23 protein-coding genes, 1 tRNA gene and 1 pseudogene are annotated in these 21,554 nt (G+C 69.4%); 11 read left to right on the forward strand and 14 right to left on the reverse strand.

Annotated elements, in window-relative coordinates; genetic code table 11:
- Positions 1-202 (reverse strand): 50S ribosomal protein L10 (gene rplJ / locus ACFDS6_RS10370; RefSeq protein WP_375272092.1); only part of this gene is annotated, 202 nt, incomplete at its 3' end.
- Between the two features lie 428 nt (positions 203-630).
- Between rplJ and ACFDS6_RS10375 the strand changes: the two genes are divergently transcribed.
- Both ACFDS6_RS10375 and ACFDS6_RS10380 read left to right on the forward strand, forming a co-directional pair.
- Entirely contained in the window at positions 631-3,159 is a 2,529-nt protein-coding gene (locus ACFDS6_RS10375; protein WP_375272093.1) for an alkaline phosphatase PhoX, read from the forward strand.
- A gap of 200 nt (positions 3,160-3,359) precedes the next feature.
- A complete protein-coding gene (locus ACFDS6_RS10380; protein WP_375272094.1) occupies positions 3,360-3,494 on the forward strand; it encodes a hypothetical protein in 135 nt (44 codons plus the stop codon).
- Between the two features lie 45 nt (positions 3,495-3,539).
- On the opposite strand, the gene ACFDS6_RS10385 is transcribed toward ACFDS6_RS10380, so the two are convergent.
- Positions 3,540-4,214, reverse strand: coding sequence for an energy transducer TonB (locus ACFDS6_RS10385; RefSeq protein WP_375272095.1), 675 nt, complete (start codon positions 4,212-4,214; stop codon positions 3,540-3,542).
- Between the two features lie 137 nt (positions 4,215-4,351).
- Between ACFDS6_RS10385 and ACFDS6_RS10390 the strand changes: the two genes are divergently transcribed.
- Complete coding sequence (locus ACFDS6_RS10390) at positions 4,352-5,206, forward strand: oxidoreductase (protein WP_375272096.1); 855 nt, start codon at positions 4,352-4,354, stop codon at positions 5,204-5,206.
- A 3-nt stretch (positions 5,207-5,209) separates the two neighbouring features.
- On the opposite strand, the gene ACFDS6_RS10395 is transcribed toward ACFDS6_RS10390, so the two are convergent.
- The 6 genes from ACFDS6_RS10395 to secE form a co-directional block, all read right to left on the reverse strand.
- A complete protein-coding gene (locus tag ACFDS6_RS10395) occupies positions 5,210-6,379 on the reverse strand; it encodes an alpha-hydroxy-acid oxidizing protein (protein ID WP_375272097.1) in 1,170 nt (389 codons plus the stop codon).
- 76 nt (positions 6,380-6,455) lie between these two features.
- Positions 6,456-7,757, reverse strand: a complete 1,302-nt coding sequence (locus tag ACFDS6_RS10400; protein ID WP_375272098.1) for an OmpP1/FadL family transporter — start codon at positions 7,755-7,757, stop codon at positions 6,456-6,458.
- A 407-nt stretch (positions 7,758-8,164) separates the two neighbouring features.
- Positions 8,165-8,857, reverse strand: coding sequence for a 50S ribosomal protein L1 (gene rplA, locus ACFDS6_RS10405; protein WP_375272099.1), 693 nt, complete (start codon positions 8,855-8,857; stop codon positions 8,165-8,167).
- A gap of 4 nt (positions 8,858-8,861) precedes the next feature.
- Entirely contained in the window at positions 8,862-9,293 is a 432-nt protein-coding gene (rplK, locus tag ACFDS6_RS10410; protein WP_375272100.1) for a 50S ribosomal protein L11, read from the reverse strand.
- Between the two features lie 200 nt (positions 9,294-9,493).
- Positions 9,494-10,030 carry a transcription termination/antitermination protein NusG gene (gene nusG / locus ACFDS6_RS10415; RefSeq protein ID WP_019516099.1) on the reverse strand — a complete coding sequence of 179 codons (537 nt, stop codon included), beginning with the start codon at positions 10,028-10,030 and terminating at the stop codon, positions 9,494-9,496.
- Between the two features lie 20 nt (positions 10,031-10,050).
- On the reverse strand, positions 10,051-10,248 hold the full coding sequence (secE, locus tag ACFDS6_RS10420; RefSeq protein ID WP_375272101.1) for a preprotein translocase subunit SecE: 198 nt from the start codon (positions 10,246-10,248) through the stop codon (positions 10,051-10,053).
- Between the two features lie 229 nt (positions 10,249-10,477).
- On the opposite strand from secE, the gene ACFDS6_RS10425 reads away from it, so the two are divergent.
- Entirely contained in the window at positions 10,478-10,888 is a 411-nt protein-coding gene (locus tag ACFDS6_RS10425) for an acyl-CoA thioesterase (RefSeq protein ID WP_375272102.1), read from the forward strand.
- A 79-nt stretch (positions 10,889-10,967) separates the two neighbouring features.
- Complete coding sequence (locus ACFDS6_RS10430) at positions 10,968-11,222, forward strand: hypothetical protein (RefSeq protein ID WP_375272103.1); 255 nt, start codon at positions 10,968-10,970, stop codon at positions 11,220-11,222.
- Positions 11,223-11,255: 33 nt separating this feature from the next.
- Here the strand turns inward: ACFDS6_RS10430 and ACFDS6_RS10435 are convergent.
- The 3 genes from ACFDS6_RS10435 to ACFDS6_RS10445 all read right to left on the reverse strand — a co-directional run bounded on the left by ACFDS6_RS10435 (position 11,256) and on the right by ACFDS6_RS10445 (position 15,573).
- A tRNA-Trp gene (locus tag ACFDS6_RS10435) sits at positions 11,256-11,332 on the reverse strand.
- Positions 11,333-11,401: 69 nt separating this feature from the next.
- Positions 11,402-13,753 carry a putative bifunctional diguanylate cyclase/phosphodiesterase gene (locus ACFDS6_RS10440; protein WP_375272104.1) on the reverse strand — a complete coding sequence of 784 codons (2,352 nt, stop codon included), beginning with the start codon at positions 13,751-13,753 and terminating at the stop codon, positions 11,402-11,404.
- Between the two features lie 80 nt (positions 13,754-13,833).
- A complete protein-coding gene (locus ACFDS6_RS10445; RefSeq protein ID WP_375272105.1) occupies positions 13,834-15,573 on the reverse strand; it encodes a fatty acyl-AMP ligase in 1,740 nt (579 codons plus the stop codon).
- 210 nt (positions 15,574-15,783) lie between these two features.
- Between ACFDS6_RS10445 and ACFDS6_RS10450 the strand changes: the two genes are divergently transcribed.
- The 4 genes and pseudogenes from ACFDS6_RS10450 to ACFDS6_RS10465 form a co-directional block, all read left to right on the forward strand.
- A complete protein-coding gene (locus ACFDS6_RS10450; protein ID WP_375272106.1) occupies positions 15,784-16,284 on the forward strand; it encodes a regulatory protein RecX in 501 nt (166 codons plus the stop codon).
- Positions 16,285-16,378: 94 nt separating this feature from the next.
- Complete coding sequence (locus ACFDS6_RS10455; RefSeq protein WP_375272107.1) at positions 16,379-16,975, forward strand: cold-shock protein; 597 nt, start codon at positions 16,379-16,381, stop codon at positions 16,973-16,975.
- Between the two features lie 11 nt (positions 16,976-16,986).
- Positions 16,987-17,382, forward strand: coding sequence for an NADH:ubiquinone oxidoreductase subunit NDUFA12 (locus ACFDS6_RS10460; RefSeq protein WP_375272108.1), 396 nt, complete (start codon positions 16,987-16,989; stop codon positions 17,380-17,382).
- Between the two features lie 224 nt (positions 17,383-17,606).
- Positions 17,607-17,840: pseudogene (locus tag ACFDS6_RS10465) on the forward strand (DUF2155 domain-containing protein); the annotation flags it as partial.
- Between the two features lie 35 nt (positions 17,841-17,875).
- On the opposite strand, the gene aat reads toward ACFDS6_RS10465, so the two are convergent.
- The 3 genes from aat to ACFDS6_RS10480 are packed head-to-tail and all read right to left on the reverse strand — an operon-like array spanning position 17,876 to position 19,751.
- Positions 17,876-18,601, reverse strand: coding sequence for a leucyl/phenylalanyl-tRNA--protein transferase (gene aat / locus ACFDS6_RS10470; protein ID WP_375272109.1), 726 nt, complete (start codon positions 18,599-18,601; stop codon positions 17,876-17,878).
- Entirely contained in the window at positions 18,601-19,308 is a 708-nt protein-coding gene (locus tag ACFDS6_RS10475) for a ParA family protein (protein ID WP_375272110.1), read from the reverse strand. The genes aat and ACFDS6_RS10475 overlap by 1 nt, the downstream gene beginning before the upstream one ends.
- A 56-nt stretch (positions 19,309-19,364) precedes the next feature.
- The gene (locus ACFDS6_RS10480) at positions 19,365-19,751 is read right to left on the reverse strand and encodes a hypothetical protein (protein ID WP_375272111.1); all 387 of its coding nucleotides are present in this window, start codon (positions 19,749-19,751) and stop codon (positions 19,365-19,367) included.
- Positions 19,752-19,943: 192 nt separating this feature from the next.
- Between ACFDS6_RS10480 and ACFDS6_RS10485 the strand changes: the two genes are divergently transcribed.
- Positions 19,944-20,921 (forward strand): cysteine synthase A, encoded by a 978-nt coding sequence (locus ACFDS6_RS10485; RefSeq protein WP_375272112.1) that lies wholly within the window; start codon positions 19,944-19,946, stop codon positions 20,919-20,921.
- 60 nt (positions 20,922-20,981) lie between these two features.
- Positions 20,982-21,266 (forward strand): hypothetical protein, encoded by a 285-nt coding sequence (locus tag ACFDS6_RS10490; RefSeq protein WP_375272113.1) that lies wholly within the window; start codon positions 20,982-20,984, stop codon positions 21,264-21,266.
- Positions 21,267-21,554: the final 288 nt, after the last annotated feature.

Consider the following 21,554-nt stretch of genomic DNA (forward strand, 5'->3'; position numbering starts at 1 on the left):
CATAGTCGGTGCCGTCGAGCGCGATCCTGGCAAGCTTGTTCTTCGAGACCTTGTATACCGCGCCGGCATCCCGCATCCGGTTGCGCAAGTCGGTCGACTGCGCAACCGTCATGCCGAGGTTGCGGGTGACAACCACCACGCCGACCTCGGAGAAGGTGCTGTTCAGCTCGGCAACGGCTGCGCTTTTCTGCGCACGATCCATGCCATTCTCCACGTTCATGAGCGCGCCGCCGAAGCGCCGCGCCCGGTTGCTTGTCCCGCCCGCGCCGAGCGGCGCGAACGGTGTGTCCGACGATGGGGAAGGGAATGCCCGCTGGGAGCGGCACGACGGCGGCGGGTTGCGCGAACCGAGGTGCGTTGAAATCCTGTTTCCCCGTCTCGGCGGGAAATTAAGCCACGGCAGATCCGCGGCACCCACTGTCTTGGACGGATGAGCCGAGCGGGGCGAGCCCGACCGGTTCGAGCGCGCCTTTAGCAGATTTGGCGTGGCACACAATAGCGCCGTCCGGTGTCGCGGAAGTGCAACGCGCGCGTCACCGATCCATCACCGAACTGCCACCGCCGTGTCGCGTGAACCCGTCACAGGGACGCGACGGCGTCGTGGGAGCGGCGCGCACCGGGGGATTTCACATGACCGAGCTCAGCCTCACCACGATCGGCTACGACGACGGCGACGTCGACACCAACGCTAGCCGCAACCCGCACCTGAACCAGATCGTCCAGCAGCGCTACTCGCGCCGCCAGACGCTATTCGGCGGCCTGTCGGCGATGACCACCGCGGCGTTCGGCTCCGTGCTGCTGTCGGCGTGCGGCGGCGACGAGCTCGACGATCCGGGCGTGGTGGTGAGCGCGGGCGATTCGATCACGACCTCGGCCGGCAAGACGGTGACGCTGAACGGCCTCGCGGGCAACAACGCGACCACGTCGGGCTACACGCAGGTGAGCGGGCCGACGGTGACGCTCAGCACCGCGGGCGGGGTCACCACCTTCGTCGCGCCCGCGGTGGCGGCGGCGACCGCGCTCGTCTTCCGCTTCTCCGCGTCGGGCGCGAGCGGGCAGACCAGCAGCGCGGACACGACCGTCACGGTCAACCCCGCGACGCTCGGCTTCACCGCGGTGGCGAAGAATTTGAACGACGTCGTGACCGTGCCCGAGGGTTACTCGGTCGCGGTGCTCTACCGCCTGGGCGATCCGATCGCGTCGGGCGTCAGCGTCTACGGCAACGACGGGCAGGACACCAATTTCGCGCAGCGCGCGGGCGATCATCACGACGGGATGAGCTTCTTCGGGCTGGGCGCGACCGCCGGCGCGCCCGACGCGGCGAACAACACGCGCGGCATGCTGGTGCTCAACCACGAGAACATCACGCAAGCCTATCTCCACCCCGCCGGTCCGACCACGGTCGGCGGCCGCCGCCCCGAGGCGGAGGCGATCAAGGAGATCGAGGCGCACGGCGTGTCCGCGATCGAGGTGACCCGCGCGAGCGGTGGAGCGTGGAGCTACGTGCAGGCGTCCGCGCTCAACCGCCGCGTCACCCCCAACACGCCGACCGTCATCAACGGACCCGTGCGCGGCAACGCGCAGCTGCGAACGCTCTACTCGCCCGACGCGACCGCGGGGCGCGGCACGATCAACAATTGCGCCAACGGCCAGATGCCGTGGAACACCTACCTGACCAACGAGGAGAATTGGGCGGGCTATTTCCGCCGCACCGCGGGCGACGCCGCGGTCCGCACCGCCGCGGGTCTCGCCAAGCAGAACGTCTCGCTCGCGCGCTACGGCGTGCGCGAGGGGGCGAGCGGAAATTACGGCTGGTCGACCGTCCAGCCCTCCACCGCGGGCGACACGCGCTTCGCCAAGTGGAACGCGACCGCGACCGCCGGCCTGGCGGCGGACGGCAGCGCCGATTTCCGCAACGAGCCGTTTCAGTACGGCTGGGTGGTCGAGATCGATCCGTTCAACCCCGCGGCCCCGCCGCGCAAGCGAACCGCGCTCGGCCGGATGAACCACGAGGGGTGCTGGCCCGGCCGCACGATCGCGGGCACGCGCCCGGCGTTCTACATGGGCGACGATGCGCAGAACGAATATATCTACAAGTTCGTGTCGAACGTGGCCTGGGCCGAGGCGGACGCGGGCAACGCCGACCGGCTGGCGATCGGCGACAAGTACCTCGACGCGGGCACGCTCTACGTCGCGCGCTTCAACGCCGACGGCACGGGGCAGTGGCTGCCGCTCGTCTTCGGGCAGAACGGACTGACCGCGGCGAACACCACCTATCCCTTCGCCGACCAGGCCGACGTGCTGATCAACACCCGGCTCGCCGCCGACGTGCTGGGCGCTACCCGGATGGACCGGCCCGAGTGGACCGCAGTCAACCCGGTCAACGGCGAGATGTACTGCACGCTGACCAACAATTCGTCGCGCACGCCGGCGACGACCGACGCGCCCAACCCGCGCGCCTACGTCGACCCGAAGCTGCCGCAGGGTGACGTCGTCAACGCCGATCCGCCCACGTCAGCCCAAGCGACGCGCGGCAACGCCAACGGCCACGTCATCCGCGTGCGCGAGAGCGGCGACACGACCGAGGCGACCGCGTTCAGCTGGGACGTCTACGCCTTCGGATCGGGCGCCGACCTCGACCGCGCCAACATCAACCTGTCGGGGCTCGACGCCAGCAACGACTTCTCCTCACCCGACGGGCTGTGGTTCGGGCGCAACACCAACGTGACCGGGCAGGTCGCGCCGGTGCTGTGGATCCAGACCGACGACGGCGCCTATACCGACGTCACCAACTGCATGATGCTCGCCGCGCTGCCGGGCCGCGTCGGCGACGGCGGCACGCGCACCGTCAACAACACGCTGACGACCGCCGCGGGCGTGACCACCACCAGCACGACGACGACGCGGATCGGTGCGGCGCCGGGCGCGAACCTCAAGCGCTTCCTGGTCGGGCCGAAGGAGTGCGAGATCACCGGTATCACCTCGACGCCCGACGGCCGCTCGCTGTTCGTCAATATCCAGCACCCCGGCGAGAATGGCAACGCCGGCAACATCACGTCGAGCTGGCCCGCGTCGCAAGCGGGGCAGGCGGGCACCAGCCGCCCGCGCTCTGCGACGATCGTCATCACCAAGAACGACGGCGGGATCGTCGGTATCTGATCGCGCGAAGGGAGGGCTGATCGCCAGAAGGGGGAGGGCGCCGCCGCGGCGTCCTCCCACCCGTGTTTGTGGCAGTTCCGTGACGATAGTGGCCGGACCGGTCATGCTATGGACTCGGCCGTTCATGTGGCGTACAAATGTGAGACGGACCGGGAGACCCCGGACAGGTGGCCCCGGCTCCATTTAGGAGAGGACGCCACATGAGTACCATCAAGCAAGTCGGACACACGGGCGGGATCGCCGCCGCCGCACTCGGCCTGTCCGCCGCCGCCATCATCTTCGCGCAGGCGACCGCCTCCGCGATGGTGTCGCTGGGCGAATTGCTGCTGCGATGAGGCGCGCGGGCCGGGCGGCGCCTCGCAGCGCTCGCCCGGCCGGCCTCAGTTCCGCTCGATCCACCAGCGCTGCCGCCAGCCGCGCCGCTCGCTGACCGCGACGCCGTTCGCGTCGCGTGCGGGCGCGTAGCGGAAGCGCGCCTCGACCAGCCGGCAGGTGGTGGCATCGAGCGCCGCGTTCCCGCTCGACTGCGCCACGGTGCAGCCGTGCACCCGGCCGTCCGCCGCGACGACGAAGCCGACGGTCACGCTGCCGCTGATTCCTTCTCTCCGCTCTGGCTTGGGATAGTCGCGCGGGCCGATCGTGCCCGACACCAATCGCGCGCGCGTGCCGCCGCCGGCACCGCTGCCGTCTCCGCGCACCCCGCTTCCGCTGCCCGTACCGGTCGACCCGACTCCCGTGCCCGTGCCCAGCGCCGCGGTTCCGCCGACGGGCGCCGCGCGATCGTCGGGAACGAGCGGCGCGGTGATCGTGGGCAGCGGCGGCGCGACGATCGGCAGCGGCGCGACTACCGCGCTGCGCGTCGCGGTCGCACCTGCCCGCCCGCTGGCGGCCGCCGGTCGAGCCGTGCGCTGCCTCGCGGGTGCGGGTGCGGCTGGGGTTGGCAGCGGAGGCGGAACGACGTCGAACGTGGCGAGCGGCGCGGCCGACGTGGGGAGCGGGCGCGGCGGCCGGGCGTGCAGCACCAGCAGCAGGACCGCGGCGTGAAGCGCGATCACGCCGCCGGCACTGATCGCTCGTTCACGTCCGCTCGCCGCCATGCCGCACCATAGCGCAGGCGGACGTCGGAACGTAGCCGGTCATGTCCCGTTGCCGATGTGACCGCACCGCGGCTCCATTCGAAAAGGACGTTTCCATGCCGCTGCCCGCCGATCCCGTCTGGCTGATCACCGGTTGCTCGACCGGCTTCGGGCGCGCGCTCGCCGAGCGCGTGCTGGCGCGCGGCTGGCGCGTCGTCGCGACCGCGCGCGGCGCCGAACGTGTCGCCGACCTGATCGAACCGGCGCCCGACCGCGCGCTGGCGGTCGACCTGGACGTCACCGACGCGGCGCAGGTGTTCGCCGCCGTCCATGCCGCGACCGAGCGGTTCGGCCGCGTCGACGTGCTCGTCAACAACGCGGGCTACGGGTACCAGTCGAGCATCGAGGAGGGCGAGGAGGCGGCGATCCGCGCGCAGTTCGACGCCAACGTCTTCGGGCTGTTCGCGATGACGCGCGCGGTGCTACCGGACATGCGCGCGCGGCGCGGCGGCGCGATCGTCAACGTAACCTCGGTCGCGGGGCTCGTCGGCTTTCCCGCCTCGGGCTATTACGCGGCGTCGAAGCACGCGGTCGAGGGCTTCTCCGACTCGCTCGCCGCCGAGGTCGCGCCGCTCGGCATCGCGGTCACCTGCGTCGAGCCGGGGCCGTTCCGCACCGACTGGGCGGGGCGCTCGCTCAAGCAGACCGAAAGCCGTATCGCCGATTATGCCGACACCGCGGCGGCGCGAATGGCGCAGACCAGCGGCTACTCGGGCCAGCAGCCCGGCGATCCGATCCGCGCCGCCGAGGCGATGATCGACGCGGTCGCGCGCGACCAGCCGCCGCGCCACTTCGTGCTGGGCAAGTTCGGCATCGACGCGGTGACCGACCGGCTGCGCGCGCGCGTCGAGGAGATCGAGGCGCAGCGCGCGGCGAGCCTCGCGACCGACTTCCCTGACGGCGAGGGCTGAGCCCTAGCGATCGGTCCGCGTCGCCCCCGCGGCGCGAACCGCCTCCAGTGACGGCAGGCCGTTGACCGCCATCAGCAGGTCGGCCTCCGCCAGGATCGCGCGCAGCACGTGCGCGCAGCCGTCCGCGCCGCCCAGTGCCAAGCCGTAGCTGTACGGCCGGCCGACCCCGACCAGGTCGGCGCCGAGCGCGATCGCCTTGACCACGTCGGTGCCCGAGCGAATGCCGCTGTCGAACAGCACGGGCACGCGCCCCGCCACCGCCTCCGCGACGGGGCTCAGCATGTCGATCGCGGCGATCCCGCCGTTCGCCTGCCGCCCGCCGTGGTTGGACACGTAGATGCCGTCCGCGCCCGCGTCGATCGCGCGGCGCGCGTCGTCGGGGTGGCAGATGCCCTTCAGCACGATCGGCAGCGTCGTCAGCGACTTCAGCCACGCCATGTCGTCCCACGTCAGCACCTTGCCGAAGGTCGCGCCCCAGGTACCGATCGCGGCGCGCAGATCCTCCTCGGGCGGTTTGGCGAGCAGCCGGCGAAACGCGGGATCGCTGAAGTAGTTCTGCAGCACGTGGCCGCGCAGCTGCGGGAAGTTCGACACGTTCAGGTCGCGCGGGCGCCAGCCGGTCACCCAGGTGTCGAGCGTGACGACGATCGCCTTGTACCCCGCGGCCTCCGCGCGCGCGACCAGGCTGGCGGCGACGTCCGGGTCGCGCGGGGTGTAGAGCTGGAACATCGCGGGCGTGTCCCCGCACGCGGCGTGGACGTCCTCCAGCGTGTCGTTCGACAGCGTCGACGCGGTCAACGGCACGCCGGCCGCCGCACTCGCGCGCGCGGCGGCGAGATCGCCGTGGCCGTCCTGCGCGCAGATGCCGGTCACCCCGATCGGCGCCATGAACAAGGGCGAGGCGAGCCGCATCCCGAATGCCTCCACCGACATGTCGCGCTGCGTGCAATCGACCATCATGCGCGGCACCATGCCCCAGTGGCGGAACGCGCGCGCATTCTCATCCTGCGTCCACTCGTCGCCGCAGCCGCCCTGGACATAGTTGAGCACCGACGGCGGCATCGCCGCCTCCGCGCGTGCCTTCAGCGTCGCGTAATCGACCGGCCATGTCGGCTGCACGCCCGACAGGCCGGCGTAGTAGATCGCGTTCTGGAAATCGCCGAAATGCGCCATGCGCGCCTCTCCTGTTTATCGAGCGGCAGCATGGCGCATCGGTGGCGGTGTTGTCGAGGCGGGTCGCCCGCTCGCGTCAGAAGGTTAAGCGTCCCCCGAGCGACAGCACGACCGCGTGCGCGTCCTCCAGGCGACCGTCGGTCAGGATCGGCGTCTGCGCCGCCGTGCCGGCATAGGCCGCGGTGACGCGGTCGATCGTCTCGTCCTTGAAGTCGACGTAATTGGCTGCGGCGTCGATGCCGAAGCGCGGGGAGAGCTGGAAGGATAGCCCGCCGCCGTAGTTCCAGCGGTTCGCGTCGGGCACGCGCGGGTCGCGCTCGCCGTCGCGCGTCGGGGTGATCGCGCGCTGCACGCCCGCGCGCAGCGTCAGCTTGGGCGAGACCGCGTAATCGAGCCCGCCCGCGTAGCTCCAGCTGTTCCGGTAATTCTCCGGGATCGCGGTGTTGAGCGGCGCGCCGAGGCGGATCGCGTCGAACTTGTCCCAGGTAAAGCGCACCACCTGCGCGTTGAGCGTCAGCGCGGACCCGGCGCGCTGGCGCAGGCCCAGGATGATCTGCGCCGGCGTGTAGAAGCGCGCCTTGACTCCCGACAGCTCGACGTTCGAGCCCGCGAGCGGCCCGACCAGCCCGCTGATCGTCAGCTCACCCTTCAGCGTGTGCTTGATCGCCGACTTGTAGCTGAACCCGACCGTGGTGTTGTCGTTGTGCATCTGGAAACCCGCGCTCCAGCCCAGGTCCCAGCCGTCACCCTCCAGCTTCTGGCGACCGTCGGGCAACGCGGCGAGCACGTTGGGCAGCGCGTTGCTGAGGCTCGCGTCGGTGTACTCGACGTTGGCCGCGCCGCCGACGCGCAGCCAGTCGGTCACCGCCACCGCGATGCCGGGCTGGATGTCGATCGTCAGCAGGTGCGTGCGGTCGGCGCCGTAGCGCGCCCAGCTGTCCGTCTCGTAATTGGTGGTGAAGCTGTACGGCGAGGAGACCGCCACGCCCAGCGCGACGCTGTCGTTCAGCGGCAGCGCGAACGCGCCCGACGGCAGCACGCCGTTGTTAATCGGATCGCGCGACACCGCGTTGCCGCCCACGGGTGCGAACGGCTGACCGGGGCGCTGGATCAGGGTGCGGTTGTCGATCACCTTGCCCTTGGGCAGGATCGCGGCGGCGTTGGCGGTCGCCTCCGCATCGGTGCTGCCCGCGATCGCGGCGGGGTTCCACCACAGCGATTGCGCGCCGGTATCGGCGACCTCCCCCGAGAAGGCGCGTCCGGCGCCGCGCGCCGACTGTTCCTGCAGGTAGAAGGCCTGCGCGTGCGCCGCGCCGGCGACGGTGGACGAGGCGAGGATGGCCGCGGCGGCGGCGGAAACACGATAACGCGAGAACATGCGCGCTTACTCTCCAGATTATGCGGCGCGACGCGGTCGCTGCCGGGGCTGGTCGGCTAGCGAGAAAGGGTCAGTGTTACAAACCTTTTCCGCGCGTGAGCGTGGCGGGTGAGGTCGGTTGCCGTACGATCGGTGGCGCATTGTGACGCGCGGACCACAGGCGAGGAGTCTCGATGCGTTTCTCTCTCGTACGTCACCCCGGACTTGATCCGAAGTCCCGCTCCTTTGCACGCGCCGACAGGAAGCGGGATCCCGGCTCGAGGCCGGGATGACGGAGTGTAGAGGACCGGGCGCATGACGCCGCTGCGGCAGCCAGCTCGAGCGCTGCGTCGACATCATCACCCATGAGAAAGGGGCCGGAAGCGCGTGCCTCCGACCCCTCTCGTCGTCTCGGTGGTGCGTCGTGCTTACGCGCCCGCGATCTCGGCCACGTCGACCTTGATCCCCGGGCCCATCGACGAGCTGACCGCGACCTTGCGGACGTACTTGCCCTTGGCGCCCGACGGCTTCGCGCGCACCACGGCCTCGACCAGCGCGTCGAAGTTGCGGCGCAGGTCTTCCTGCGCGAACGACGCCTTGCCGATGCCCGAGTGGATGATGCCGGCCTTCTCGACGCGGTACTCGACCTGGCCGCCCTTGGCCGCCTTGACGGCTTCCGCGACGTTCATGGTGACGGTGCCCAGCTTCGGGTTCGGCATCAGGCCCTTGGGACCCAGCACCTTGCCCAGGCGACCGACGACGCCCATCATGTCGGGGGTCGCGATGCAGCGATCGAACTCGATCTTGCCGCCCTGGATCTCCTCCATCAGGTCCTCGGCACCGACGACGTCCGCGCCCGCGGCACGCGCCTCGTCAGCCTTGGGCCCGCGCGCGAACACGCCGACGCGCACCGTCTTGCCGGTGCCCGCGGGCAGGGTCACGACACCGCGCACCATCTGGTCGGCGTGACGCGGGTCGACGCCCAGGTTCAGCGCGACCTCGATCGTCTCGTCGAACTTCGACGTGGCGTTGGTCTTGGCCAGGCCGATCGCCTCGTCGACGCCGTGCAGCTTCTCGGCGTCGATCGTCCAGGTCTTCTGCTTCTTGGTCAGCTTGGTCACGTGCTCAGCCCTCCACCACTTCGAGGCCCATCGCGCGGGCCGAGCCTTCGATGATCTTGGTCGCCGCCTCGATGTCGTTGGCGTTCAGATCCTTCATCTTGGTCTGCGCGACCTCGACCAGCGCCGAGCGCTTGATCTGTCCCGCCGACACCTTGCCCGGCTCCTTCGAGCCCGACTTCAGGTTCGCCGCCTTCTTGATCAGGAAGGTCGCCGGCGGCGTCTTCGTGATGAACGAGAACGAGCGGTCGGCGTAAACGGTGATGACGGTGGGGAGGGGCGAGCCCTTCTCCATGTCGCCGGTCTGCGCGTTGAACGCCTTGCAGAATTCCATGATGTTGACGCCGCGCTGACCCAGCGCCGGGCCGATCGGCGGCGACGGGTTCGCGGAGCCCGCGGGCACCTGCAGCTTGATGTATCCTGTGATCTTTTTCGCCATGTCACTCTCTTCAGTTTAGCGGTGATAGCGGCGCCTGAAAGGTGCCTCCCGCGGCTTGTCACTGGCCGACTGGGTCGACCGGGTGATTTCTTGGTGGCCTCCCAGATGTGGGAAGCCGACACGTGAGTTAATCCCGTGTCGTCAGTCCTCGGCGGTGCCGAGGCTGGCCGGTCGAGCGCTGATCGCGAGCAAGCCTTGGCTTACTTGCTGCGCTCGACCTGATCAAACTCCAGCTCGACCGGCGTGGATCGACCGAAGATCGACACCGACACCTTGACGCGGCTGCGGTCGAAATCGAGTTCCTCGACCGTGCCGTTGAAGCTCGCGAACGGGCCTTCCAGCACCTTGACCGCGTCGCCGATCTCGTAATCGACCTTGACCTTCTGCTTCGGCGCGGCGGCTGCCTCCTCCTTAGAGTTGAGCATGCGCGCGGCCTCCGCCTCGGAGATCGCCTGCGGCTTGCCCGACGAACCCAGGAAGCCGGTCACCTTGGGCGTGTTGCGCACCAAGTGATAGACGTCGTCGGTCATCGCCAGCTTGGCGAGCACGTAGCCGGGCATGAACTTGCGCTCGACCGCGATCTTCTTGCCGCGGCGCGCCTCGGTCACCGTCTCGGTCGGTACCTCGATCTGCTCGACAAGTTGCTCCAGGCCGAGGCGCTGCGCCTCCGCCATGATCGAGTCGCGAACCTTGCCCTCGAAGCCCGAGTAAGCGTGGATGATGTACCAGCGTGACATCGTGTTGTGTGTTCCGCCCTTTACTTGGCCAGGCTCAACAGCGCTTTGACGACCGCGTTGAACACCGAATCCACCGCGAGGAAGAAGAGCGCCAGGATCGTGGTCATGATGACGACCATGACGCCGGTCATCACCGTTTCACGCCCCGTGGGCCAGACCACCTTCGCGGTCTCGGCGCGAACCTGGTTGATGAATTCGATCGGGGTCGTCTTCGCCACGCGTGTTGAACCTTCGATAACGCCCGGCATAAGCTTTCCATCGCTACCCTCGTTCAAGGTAGCGATGCAGGCCGTCCGTGCTGTCGGATGGGTGCGGGACTTAGCGAATGGCCCGCGCGAACACAAGGGTTGCGTGACAGGCGGCAGGCTAGGCGAACGTCGCGCGGCCGCGGCCGCGGCCGCGGCCGATAAGATTGGCTATCCCCCGGCGCGCACCTATATGTAACGCGTGACGAACGCCGCCCCCCATCGCTTCCCGGTCGGCATCGATCCGGCCGACATCGACTTCATGGGGCACGTCAACAACGCCAGCTACCTAAAATGGGTACAGGCGGCGGTGATCGACCATTGGCGCGCGCTCGCGCCGGCCGAGGCGGTGGCGCAGCACCTGTGGGTCGCGCTCAAGCACGAGATCACCTACCTCAAACCGACCTTCCTCGGCGACGATGTGGTCGCTACCGTGCTGCTGGAAAAGGTGCAGGGCGCGCGCGCCTTCTACGAGACGGTGATCCGCCGCGGCGAGGACGTGCTGGCGGAGGTCAAGTCGAGCTGGTGCTGCCTCGACGCCGATACCCTGCGCCCGGCACGGCTGGCGCGCGAGATCGTGCAGCACTTCTTTCCTGCCGACAACAGAAGCTGACCCTGGGGCTGACGCCAGCGGCTGACGGCACCATCGCAGGCCGCGAACGTTACGCCTCCAGATCATTCAGGAGGTCGCCGTGCACGTCATCCGCCTGCCACGAGGGACATCGGCGCCGCCCGAGGCCGATTGCATCACGATCGAGCGCCGCGGCGACGGCAAGTTCGTGCTGAACGCCACCGCACTGATGACGTGCGGCGACACCGACGAGGCCGAGTCGATCTCGATGATTGGCAGCCAGCCCTACGACAGCTACGACGAAGCGGAGGCAGCCGGGCTCGCCTGGGCCTCGGAGCATTGCGCGGGCGAGGTCCACGTCAGCACGACCGTCTAGTCGCGCGCGAGCCGTGAAGGATGGCGATGAGGCTGGCAGGGGAGCTCGGACTCGAACCGAGGGCCTTCGGTTTTGGAGACCGACGCTCTAACCAACTGAGCTACACCCCTGTGCGGCTGCGGCTATTGTCGCAAGGGTGATGGTTCGTCAAGCGGTTGATCGCCGCGCCGCGCGCTCCGTCACGCCGCGCGCGCGCTGTCGCGGCTGCGGCGGATGATCTCGCGCGCTTCGCCGACGGGCAGGGGGCGGCCGAAATAATAGCCCTGGATGTTGGTGCAGCCGAGCTCGCGCACCATCGCGAGTTCCGCCTCGGTCTCGACGCCTTCCGCGGTGGTCGCCATGCCCAGGCTGCGCGCGAGCGCGACGACCGCGTGGATGATCGCGAGCGACTCCGCCACGCCCCTCGCCGCCGACATAACGAAGCTGCGGTCGATCTTGATCGAGGAGAAGCGCGTGCGGCTGAGATAGCCGAGCGAGGAATAGCCGGTGCCGAAATCGTCGAGGCTCAGGCGGACGCCGAGGTCGAGCACCTGTTCGAGCACGCGCGTGGCGCCGGTGCCCTCCCGCATGAACACGCCCTCGGTCACCTCCAGCTCCAGCCGCTCCGCAGGGAGCCGACTCTGCGCCAGGGCGGACGCGATCACCGTCACGAAATTGGGGTTGGTGAGCTGCTCGGGCGAGACGTTGACCGCGACCCGAAGGTCGCCAGGCCAGCGCGACGCTTCCTCGCAGGCGGTGCGCGCGACCCACTCGCCGATCGGGGAGATCAGGCGCGTTTCCTCGGCGATGGCGACGAACCTGTCGGGTCCGATCGGCCCAAGCCGCGGATGATTCCAGCGCAGCAGGGCCTCGAAACCGCGCAGCGCACCGGTCGCCGCCTCTACGACGGGCTGGTAATGCAGCGCCAGCTGCCCCCGCTCGAGCGCCTGCCGCAACTCGAGTTCGAGCACGCGGCGCTCCTCCGCGTCGGCGTGGAGCTGCGGTTCGTAAGCATGAAACACACCGCCGCCGCGGTCCTTTGAGCGGTACAGCGCGAGATCGGCGGAGCGGATCAGCGTTTCGGCGGTACGCCCGTCGCGCGGGCTGGTGGCGACACCGACCGAGGCACCGATGTAGAGTGTGTGCTGGTCGACCTCGTAGGGGCGCGACAGCGTGTCGATGATGGTGCGGGCGAGCCGCTCGACGCGCTGCGGGTCGGACGCGTCGCGCACCACGACGGCGAACTCGTCGCCGCCGAGCCGGCCGATCAGCTCGTTGTCGCTCATCAACTGGCTCAACCGCTCGGACACACGACCGAGCAGGCGGTCGCCGATCGGGTGGCCGAGCGTGTCGTTCACCGCCTTGAAGCGGTCGAGGTCGATCATCATGAACGCCGCGCGCGAACGCCAGCGCTCGGCATCGCTCAGCGCGCGCGACAGCGCCTCGTTGACGTGGAGACGGTTCGGCAGGCCGGTCAGTGTGTCGAAACGTGCCATGCGGTTGATGCGGTCGGCAGAGGCGCGCTGCTCGGTCACGTCCGAGCCGACGCCGCGGAAACCGAGAAAGGTGCCGGCGGGATCGTAGCGCGGGCTGGCGGCGATTTCCCACCAGCGCTCCTCCCCATCGACCACGATCGGGAGCGCGAGGTCGCGGAAGCTCTCGCGCTGCTTCAGCTTCTCGGCGAGCTGGCGCAGCCCGGCGGCGAAGTTGCCCGCTTCCCAGGTCGGCCCGGCGAGCACCTGGAGGAACGGCATGCCGTTGATCGCCGCGGGCGACAGGCGACAGGCGTTTGCGAACCGGCTGCTGGCGCGCACGATGCGGCGCGCGGCGTCGATCTCCCACAGCCAGTCGGCGCGTGATTCCTCGAACTCGCGCAGCAGCAGGCTGACGGTCTCGTCGCGCTCGGTCAGCGTCAGCGCCGACAGGTGCAGCGCCGCGAAGCCGCGCGCGCGGATGGCCGAGGCGTAGATCAGCAGCCCCGCGAACATCGTGGTTGCCGCCGCGGCGACGTAGGCGTGCGAGAAGATCAGCGGGATGGCGACCGCGACGGCGAGCAGGCCGATGAAGGCGAGCGTCGCGAGCATCAGCGGCGCGAGCGCCAGCGCAGCGGCGGTCATCAGGACCGACAGGACCATCCATAACCCTAGCTCGGTCGGCGGCGCGGTGTAGCGCGCGAACAGCAGCGGTGCGGCGCCCCAGGCCATTGCGAGCGCGAGTCCGTCGAACAAGGTGGTGCGGACGTCGCCGAGCGTCGCGGTGCCGCCCGCGCGCTCGGGGATCCGCAACCGTCGGAAGGCGACACCCACCGCCGCTGCGGCGAGAAAGGCGGCCCAGGCCAGCAGCTGCCACAAGGCGACCGCGGGTGAGAGCATCATCACCACGAGCGCGGCGCCGATCAGATTGGCGGCGAGCAGGAACAGCGCGAGTTCACGGCCGGCGAACAGCTGCGCCGCACGGATTCGGCCCCAAACCTGCGCATCCTCGCCCTCACGCAGCGCGAGCAGGGTGGCGACCGGGATCGGCGGCAGCGAGGATGGGATCGGCGGCGTCACCCTTTCGGATTAAGCCGTCGCAGGTTGATTAATGGTTTAACCGGCCGCCGATTGTACGAATGCTGCGACGCGCGGCGGGGTCAGGCCGCGATATCGTACGGCTTGATCTCTCCGGCGAGATAAAGATTGCGTGCCTTCGCGCGGCTGAGCTTGCCCGAGCTGGTGCGCGGCAGGGTACGCGGCGGGATCAGTTCAACGACGCAGTTCATGCCGGTGACCGAGCGGACACGGTCGCGGATCTCGTCGCGCAGCCGCGTCCGCTCGCCGTCGTCGGAGCTGCGGCACTGCACCAGAACCGCGGGCGTTTCCTCGCCACCGGGCGTCGTGATCGCGAAGGCGGCGATGTCGCCGGCCTTGAAACCGGGAAGCTGTTCCACCGCCCATTCAATGTCTTGCGGCCAATGGTTACGACCATTAATGATGATCATGTCCTTGGCGCGGCCGACGATGTAGATGTAGCCGTCCGACATGTACGCCATGTCGCCGGTGTCGAGCCAACCGTCGACCATGCACGCGGCGGTCGCCTCGGGATCGCGGAAATAGCCGACCATGACGGAAGGGCCGCGGCACCACAATTTGCCGATCGCGCCGTCGGGCAGCGGCGTGCCGTCCTCCTCGCGCACCTCGACCTCCATGTCGCGCACCGGCTTGCCGCAATTGACGATCGCGCGGTAGCGTTGCGGGCGATCCTCGCCGTGGCTCATGCCCGACAGCTCGGTTTCCTCGACCAGCTCGACGCGGATGCCCTCGCCCGGCGGCATCAGCGACACCGCGAGCGTCGCCTCGGCGAGGCCGTAGCTCGGCAGGAACGCGCTCGCCTTGAACCCGGCGCTGTCGAAGGCGTCGACGAACGCCTGCATGACGTCGGGGCGGATCATGTCCGCGCCGTTGCCCGCGATCCGCCAGCGCGACAGGTCGAAGCGGTCGGACGCCTTGGTCTGGCTGGAGATCCGGCGCGCGCAGATGTCGTAGCCGAACGTCGGCGAGTAGGAGAGGGTGGTACCCGTGTTGCGGCTGATGAGGTCGAGCCACGACAGCGGGCGGCGCGCGAAATCCTCGGTCTTCAGGTAATCGGTCGAGACCTGGTTCGCCATCGGCGACAGGAAGCAGCCGACCAGACCCATGTCGTGGTACCACGGCAACCAGGAGATGCAGCGATCGTCTGCCGCGATCTGCATCCCGTGCGCGTGCGCGGCGAGATTGCTCAACAGCGCGCGGTGGGTGATCGCGACGCCGTGCGGGAACCGCGTCGAACCGCTGGAATATTGCAGGTAGCAGATGTCGTCCGCGCGCATCGTCGGAAGCGGGACCGCCGGGGCGGGCCGTGCGAGCAGCTCGCTCCAGTCGACCGCCGCGACGCCCTGCGCCTGCGCCGCGGCGCCGGCCATCTGATCGAGCTCGCTCGGGTAGATCAGCATGCGCGGATCGCAGCTCGACAGCTGGTTGCGCAGCTGGTCGATGTACGAGTCGCGCCCGCCGAACGAGGTCGGCAGCGGCAGCGGTACCGGCCACGCGCCCGCGAGCACCGTGCCGAAGAACAATTGCGCGAATTCCGCGCTCGTCTCCGCGACCAACGCGACGCGATCGCCAGGTTCGATCCCGGCGGCGATCAGGCGATGGGCAGCGGCGCGCGCGTCGTCGCGGAGCTGCGCATAGGGGTAGACGCGGACCAGGGTCGCGCGCGCGTCGTGGAAGTTCAGGCCGCGCTCGCCGCTCGCCGCATAGTCGAGCGCTTCGCCCAGTGTGCCGAAATCGGAGAAGCGGCGCGGCAAGGCGTCGGTCGTCGGCGTCGGCAGGAGCGGGGCGGGGTCACTGGTCATTCACATTGGTCCTGTCGCGGCGCATGGGCGCACGTGCATGGATCATGAGCGGGGTTCATGAGCGGGCGGCTAAACCCAGGCGTTCAAAATCCTTCTTTACTGTGGCACAAACAAGGCGTGGACAGGTCATCGCGAGTCAGCCGGGCACGCGGCGCCGGGGCAAAAGACGGCGAGGCCGCGCGCGGTCGCGCACCGCGTGAGCGCCGCGTCGTGCCGCCGCTGAACGCGGTCGCGCTGGAGGGGCTGGCGCTACGCTACGTCGAGCGGTTCGCGACCACGCGCGGGAAGTTGGCCGATTACCTGAGGCGCAAGATTCGCGAGCGGGGATGGGAGGGCGAGCCCGCCGACGTGGCGGCGCTCGCGGAGCGGTTCGCCGAGAAGGGCTACGTCGACGATCGCGGCTTCGCGGAGATGAAGGCGGCCTCGCTCGCGCGGCGCGGCTACGGCGAGCGCCGCATCAGCGCCGCGCTGCACGCCGCGCACGTCGGGGCGGACGATGCCGCCGAGGTCGTGGAGCAGGCCCGCGACGGCGCGCACGAGCAGGCGATGGCGTTCGCGCGGCGCAAGCGGATCGGCCCCTTCGCGCGCCAACCCGCCGACGAGAACCAGCGGCGCAAGCAATTGGCGGCCATGATGCGCGCGGGGCATTCTTTCGCGCTGTCATCGCAAATCGTACGATCTTGTGTCACGGGTGACGGGAACGACGATTGACGCGAGCAGTATAACGCGAAATCATTGTGCGGCGCATGATTGTCGCTGCGCGCGCGAACGGGAGCTTGGATAAACGGTGCCGGAACGGACGCCCTTGGCCGATGGCAGGGACGAGCACGCACGCGTCCACGACGATGCGGGCCAGGCTGTTGCCGTGTCGGGCGCGCTGAAATGGTTCGACGCGACGCGCGGTTTCGGTTTCCTGGTCGCGGACGAGCGCGCGATCGGCGACGTGCTGATCCACTTCTCCGTGTTGCAGCAGCATGGTCGGCGTACCCTGCCCGAGGGAACGCGGATGAACGTCTCGGCGGTGCAGCGCGCGCGCGGGTATCAGGCGGTCGCGGTCCACGACATCGACGTCGACGCGGCGGCGAGCGTGGTGCGCGACCGCGACCGCGACCGGATCGATCCGCAGATCGCGCTCGACGAGGCGGGCGACTGGCAGGACGTGCTGGTCAAGTGGTTTAACCGTTTGAAGGGGTACGGGTTTCTCGTGCGCTCCGACGCGCCGGGCGACATCTTCGTCCACATGGAGACATTGCGCCGGGCCGGCGTGGCGGAGGTCGAGCCCGAACAGCCGTTGCGCGCGCGGATCATCGACGGTCGCAAGGGGCCGCTGGCGGTCGCCGTGGCGGCGATCGGTCCCGACCAGCCGGTTTACCCCGTTGAAGCGGAGCGGCGTGGGGGGTAAGCGGGCGAACGATGGGTATCAATCTCAATCCGTTCACCTGGTGGAACGGCGCAACGATCGGCACGATGATCTACGGCCTGCGCGGCAAGCGCCAGGTCGGCGAGGACGCGCTGGGCAACACCTATTGGGAAGGCGGCACGACGCCGCAGGGTACGACGCGCCGCTGGGTGATCTACGAGGGTGCGAACGACACCAGCCGCGTCCCGCCCGACTGGTTCAGCTGGCTGCACCACCAGATCGCCGACGTGCCCGACCAGTCGCTGCCAGCGCCGCGCCAGTGGCAGAAGCCCGCGGTGCCCAACATGACGGGTACGGCGCTCGCCTATCGCCCATCGGGCGCGCTGGAGAAGGGTGGCAATCGCGCGTCCGCCACCGGCGACTATGAAGCGTGGAGCCCGGACGCGTGAAGCGCGCGGCCGCGATCGGCGGCCTGGTTCTGCTGGCAGGCGGGGTCGGCGCGACGTGGTACGGCATCGATCGTGGCATGATCGGTGCGCCCCAGAGCGCGCGGGCGACGGTGACCCGCGCGGTGCCCAGCGCAGCGCGCGCGACGCGGGACCAGCCTGCGATCGCCGGGTCCGAGGTCGTCGACGCGACGCAGGACACCGCGGTCGACGCGGGCACCACGCCGATGAAGCAGCGCGTTGCCGTGCTGGGCCTGCTCAACAAGCGCAACGGGGTCAGCCGCGACCTGACGCTCAAGCCCGGTCAGGCGGTGCGCGTCGGCGACGTGGTGGTGCGCCTGTCGGCGTGCGAGCAGACCGCGCCGTGGGAGCAGCAGAGGCTGACGGGCGCGTTCGTCCAGCTCGACGTGCAGAACGTGGAGCGCCGCTGGCAACGCGTCTTCTCGGGCTGGTTGTACAAGGAACGGCCGCAGCTGAACGTCGTGCTGCACCCGATCTACGACGTGTGGACCAAGAGCTGCGCGATGAGCTTTCCGGGCGGCGAGCCTGCCGCCGCGCCATCGCCCACCGCCAAGCGGTCGAACGCGCCGAAGTCGGTGGCGGTGGCCGCGCCGGACGCGTCCGCCCCCGATGAGTCCGATGACGCGCCAAGCGCCGCGGCCAACAACGCCATATAGGCGCCCCGGCTGATCTCCACCGCGCCCAAGGTGGCGAGGTGGTCGGTCATGAACTGGCAGTCGAGCAAGGCGTAGCCGCCCACGCGCAGTCGCGCGACCAGCGCGGCGATCGAGACCTTGGACGCGTTGGTCGCGCGGCTCACCATGCTCTCACCGAAGAAGGCGCGACCGATCGACAAGCCGTAGAGGCCGCCGACGAGCTCGTCGCCCAGCCAGCACTCGATCGAGTGCGCGTGTCCCATGGTGTGCAATTGCTCGAACACCTGCTCGATCGAGGCGTTGATCCACGTCTCGGGTCGGTCGGCGGCGCTCTCGGCGCACAAGCGCACGATCTGCCCGAAGGCGCGGTCGTGCGTCACGCGGAAGCGATCGGCGATGATGACCTTGCGCAGCGAGCGCGAGAGATGGAAACGGTCGAGCGGCAGGATCGCGCGACGGCGCGGCTCGACCCAGTAGACACCCTCAGCATCGCGGCTGTCCGCCATCGGAAACACGCCCACCGAATAGGCGCCGAGCAGCACGGCGGGGTCGAGCCGCTGCGCCATCAGGCGAGCCGCCGCTCGATGGCGGTCCACAAATCGGCGAAGGCGAGCGCGGCCGTCGAGCGCGGCGCGACCTGACCCAGGCAGCGGCGGTCGGTCGCCGCGCGCTCAACCACGCTCGCCATCGGGATCACCGGCCAGTCGGGATGGCGCGCGAGCGCATCGGCGTGGAGCGCGCGGCGGCGATCGACCATGACGTGGACCGGCAAGGTGCGGGTCCGACCGCCCAGGTGCCGGTCGACCTCGCCCCAGGCGCGCTCCGAGAGGGCGGACGGCACGACGGGCACGACGATCAGGTCGGCGGCGCGCGCGACCTGGTCCGCGGTCTCGGTCAGCCCGGGCGGGCAGTCGAGCAGCACGCGGTCGTGATCGCCCAGCTCGCCGAGCAGACGTTGCAGCCGACGCTTCTTGGCCAAGGTGCGGAAGAGATGGTCGAGATCGCGCAGCGAGGCGTCGGCGGGGAGGAGGTCGAGTCGCTCGACCGGCGTGACGCGGATCAGCCGCGCGGGCGGCACGCGGCGCGCGAAAACGGCGTAGGCGAGGTCCCCGCCGCCATCCTCGCCCAGCATCCAGCTGGAGGCGGCCTGCGGATCGAGGTCCCACAGCAGGGTGCGCCGCGACGACAGCGTCGCGGCGCACCAGGCCAGATTGACGGCGAGCGTCGACTTGCCGACGCCGCCCTTCAGGCTGTAGATCGCGACCGTCGCCATCGGAGCGGCAGGCTAGGCCGTGCGCCCCGTGAATACAAGGTCCGGGGCGGTCCTAGTTACGCGTGGCAGGTGAGCGCCGCCTTGCCGGGCTGGTTGAGCGTCACCTCGGTGGTGTTGCCGGTCATCGACCAGCCGCCCTCGGCGGTCAGCGGCTTGCCGGCCTCGTCGCTCTTCAGCAGGGTCGGGGAGCCATCCTTGGCGGTGCGCACGACGGCCTGCTTGTCGCCTTCGAAGAAGGTGACGTAGACGAGGCTGCCGTCCTTGCAGCGCATCGTCTTGTCCGCCTTGATCGCGGGCGGCAGCTCGACCGGGGCCGCGTTGGCGAGGTTGGCGGCGAGCGGATCGGGGTTGGAATCGACCACTTCGGGGCTCGACTGCGAATTGCATGCCGCGAGCGCTAACAATGCGGTGGCGGCGAGCGGGGGGAGGAGGCGGGTTACCATAGCGCGGCGGCGCTTCGCGCATGCGCAAAACCACGTCAAGTCTCTGCTGCGCTGCGATACGACGAGTTGCGCGTCGACGGGGTCCGTCACGATCGTGGCGGGGATGATCGAACTGGGCATGATCGCGCGCGTTGGGCGCCGCGAAGCCGCACTTGCTTGCGGGCGGCGGGGGGGACCCACTATGTCGTCGCGATGGATACCACCCGCGACACGCTCTCGCTCATCGGCAACACGCCGCTCGTTCGCCTGAAGGGGCCGAGCGAGGCGACCGGCTGCGACATCTTCGGCAAGTGCGAGTTCGCCAATCCGGGCGCCAGCGTGAAGGACCGGGCTGCGCTGTCGATCGTCGAGGACGCGGAGGAGCGCGGGTTGCTGACGCCGGGCGGCACGATCGTCGAGGGGACGGCGGGCAATACCGGGATCGGGCTGGCGCTGGTCGCCAACGCCAAGGGATATCGCACGATCATCGTGATGCCCGACACCCAGTCGAAGGAGAAGATGGACACGCTGCGCGCACTGGGCGCGGAGCTGGTCACGGTGCCCGCAGCGCCCTACTCGTCGCCGTGCCATTTCGTGCACACCTCGCGGCGGATCGCGGAGGAAACGCCGGGTGCGATCTGGGCCAACCAATTCGACAATATCGCCAACCGCCGTGCGCACATCACCGGCACCGCGGAGGAGATCTGGGCGCAGATGCACGGCCGGGTCGACGGGTTTACCTGCGCGGCGGGCACCGGCGGCACGATCGCGGGCGTCGGGCTGGGGTTGAAGGCGAAGGACGAGCGCGTGTGCATCGCGCTCAGCGACCCGCACGGCGCGGCGCTGTACGAATATTACGCGCACGGCGAGCTCCGCTCAGAAGGCTCGTCGGTCGCGGAAGGGATCGGCCAGGGGCGGATCACCGCCAATCTCGACGGCGCGCCGATCGACACGCAGTTCCGCATCTCCGATCAGGAGGGGCTCGACTGGGTCGACCGCCTACTGCGCGAGGAGGGGCTGTGCCTGGGCCTGTCGTCGGGCATCAACGTGGCGGGCGCGGTGCGGCTGGCGCGCCACCTGGGTCCGGGCAAGCGCGTCGCGACGATCCTGTGCGACACGGGGTTCCGCTACCTGTCCACCTTGTACGATTCGGCGTGGCTGAGTGCCAAGGGCCTGCACCGCACTGCCTGAACGGGCCGGCGGCGGCGCGTTCGACACGGTCGCGCCGATCTGGTATGAGCGCCAGACGGAATGAAGCACCAACCCAATCCTCGCGACGTGGCGGAGCAGGCGCGCCAACGCATCCGCGTCGGCATGATCGGGCTCGCCGCGGTCGTGCTGCTGATCGGCCTGGCAAGCGCGATCTTCTCCACGGTCACCCGCGATCGGCCGGTCGCCGATAGCACGTTGCGCGGCGCGGTCGTCGCCGAAGCGGGCACGCCAACCGCGGCGCCGTCCCCCGGCAACGAACCGCTCGCGGAACTGGGGGTCGCGCCCAGCATTGGCAACAGCGAGGCGGACGCCGCGGGCGAGTAGCCGGGCGGTTCGCCGAGGCATGTTTCGGACCGCCGCCGATCGTGATCGTGGCCGACTCGCTGAACCTTTTGTACAACAATCAACATACGTTAGCGGGCGCTGCTCGGAACAGATAGTGAACGTCACGCGGGCTGTTGCAGCCTCGTCACGCTATTCCAGCACATTGCACGATTTCCCCTAATTTCCCCGGAAATCCCTTCCGCTCCCACGACGTGTTTGCTACACATCATATGACATTGGGGGCAGCACCAACGTTGTTTGCAGACAGGCATGAGCGCGAGGCGGCGA

Origin of the sequence: Sphingomonas sp., from assembly GCF_042095875.1 — a bacterium.
In the GTDB taxonomy this organism is placed as follows: Bacteria; Pseudomonadota; Alphaproteobacteria; order Sphingomonadales; family Sphingomonadaceae; genus Sphingomonas.

Excerpts from the sequence above, each read along its gene's own strand:
- ACFDS6_RS10375 (WP_375272093.1), top strand. The coding sequence starts at position 631 with ATGACCGAGCTCAGCCTCACCACGATCGGCTACGACGACGGCGACGTC.
- ACFDS6_RS10380 (WP_375272094.1), top strand. The coding sequence starts at position 3,360 with ATGAGTACCATCAAGCAAGTCGGACACACGGGCGGGATCGCCGCCGCC.
- ACFDS6_RS10390 (WP_375272096.1), top strand. The coding sequence starts at position 4,352 with ATGCCGCTGCCCGCCGATCCCGTCTGGCTGATCACCGGTTGCTCGACC.
- ACFDS6_RS10395 (WP_375272097.1), bottom strand. The coding sequence starts at position 6,379 with ATGGCGCATTTCGGCGATTTCCAGAACGCGATCTACTACGCCGGCCTG.
- ACFDS6_RS10400 (WP_375272098.1), bottom strand. The coding sequence starts at position 7,757 with ATGTTCTCGCGTTATCGTGTTTCCGCCGCCGCCGCGGCCATCCTCGCC.
- rplK (WP_375272100.1), bottom strand. The coding sequence starts at position 9,293 with ATGGCGAAAAAGATCACAGGATACATCAAGCTGCAGGTGCCCGCGGGC.
- nusG (WP_019516099.1), bottom strand. The coding sequence starts at position 10,030 with ATGTCACGCTGGTACATCATCCACGCTTACTCGGGCTTCGAGGGCAAG.
- ACFDS6_RS10445 (WP_375272105.1), bottom strand. The coding sequence starts at position 15,573 with ATGACCAGTGACCCCGCCCCGCTCCTGCCGACGCCGACGACCGACGCC.
- ACFDS6_RS10460 (WP_375272108.1), top strand. The coding sequence starts at position 16,987 with ATGGGTATCAATCTCAATCCGTTCACCTGGTGGAACGGCGCAACGATC.
- aat (WP_375272109.1), bottom strand. The coding sequence starts at position 18,601 with ATGGCGCAGCGGCTCGACCCCGCCGTGCTGCTCGGCGCCTATTCGGTG.
- ACFDS6_RS10475 (WP_375272110.1), bottom strand. The coding sequence starts at position 19,308 with ATGGCGACGGTCGCGATCTACAGCCTGAAGGGCGGCGTCGGCAAGTCG.
- ACFDS6_RS10480 (WP_375272111.1), bottom strand. The coding sequence starts at position 19,751 with ATGGTAACCCGCCTCCTCCCCCCGCTCGCCGCCACCGCATTGTTAGCG.
- ACFDS6_RS10485 (WP_375272112.1), top strand. The coding sequence starts at position 19,944 with ATGGATACCACCCGCGACACGCTCTCGCTCATCGGCAACACGCCGCTC.
- ACFDS6_RS10490 (WP_375272113.1), top strand. The coding sequence starts at position 20,982 with ATGAAGCACCAACCCAATCCTCGCGACGTGGCGGAGCAGGCGCGCCAA.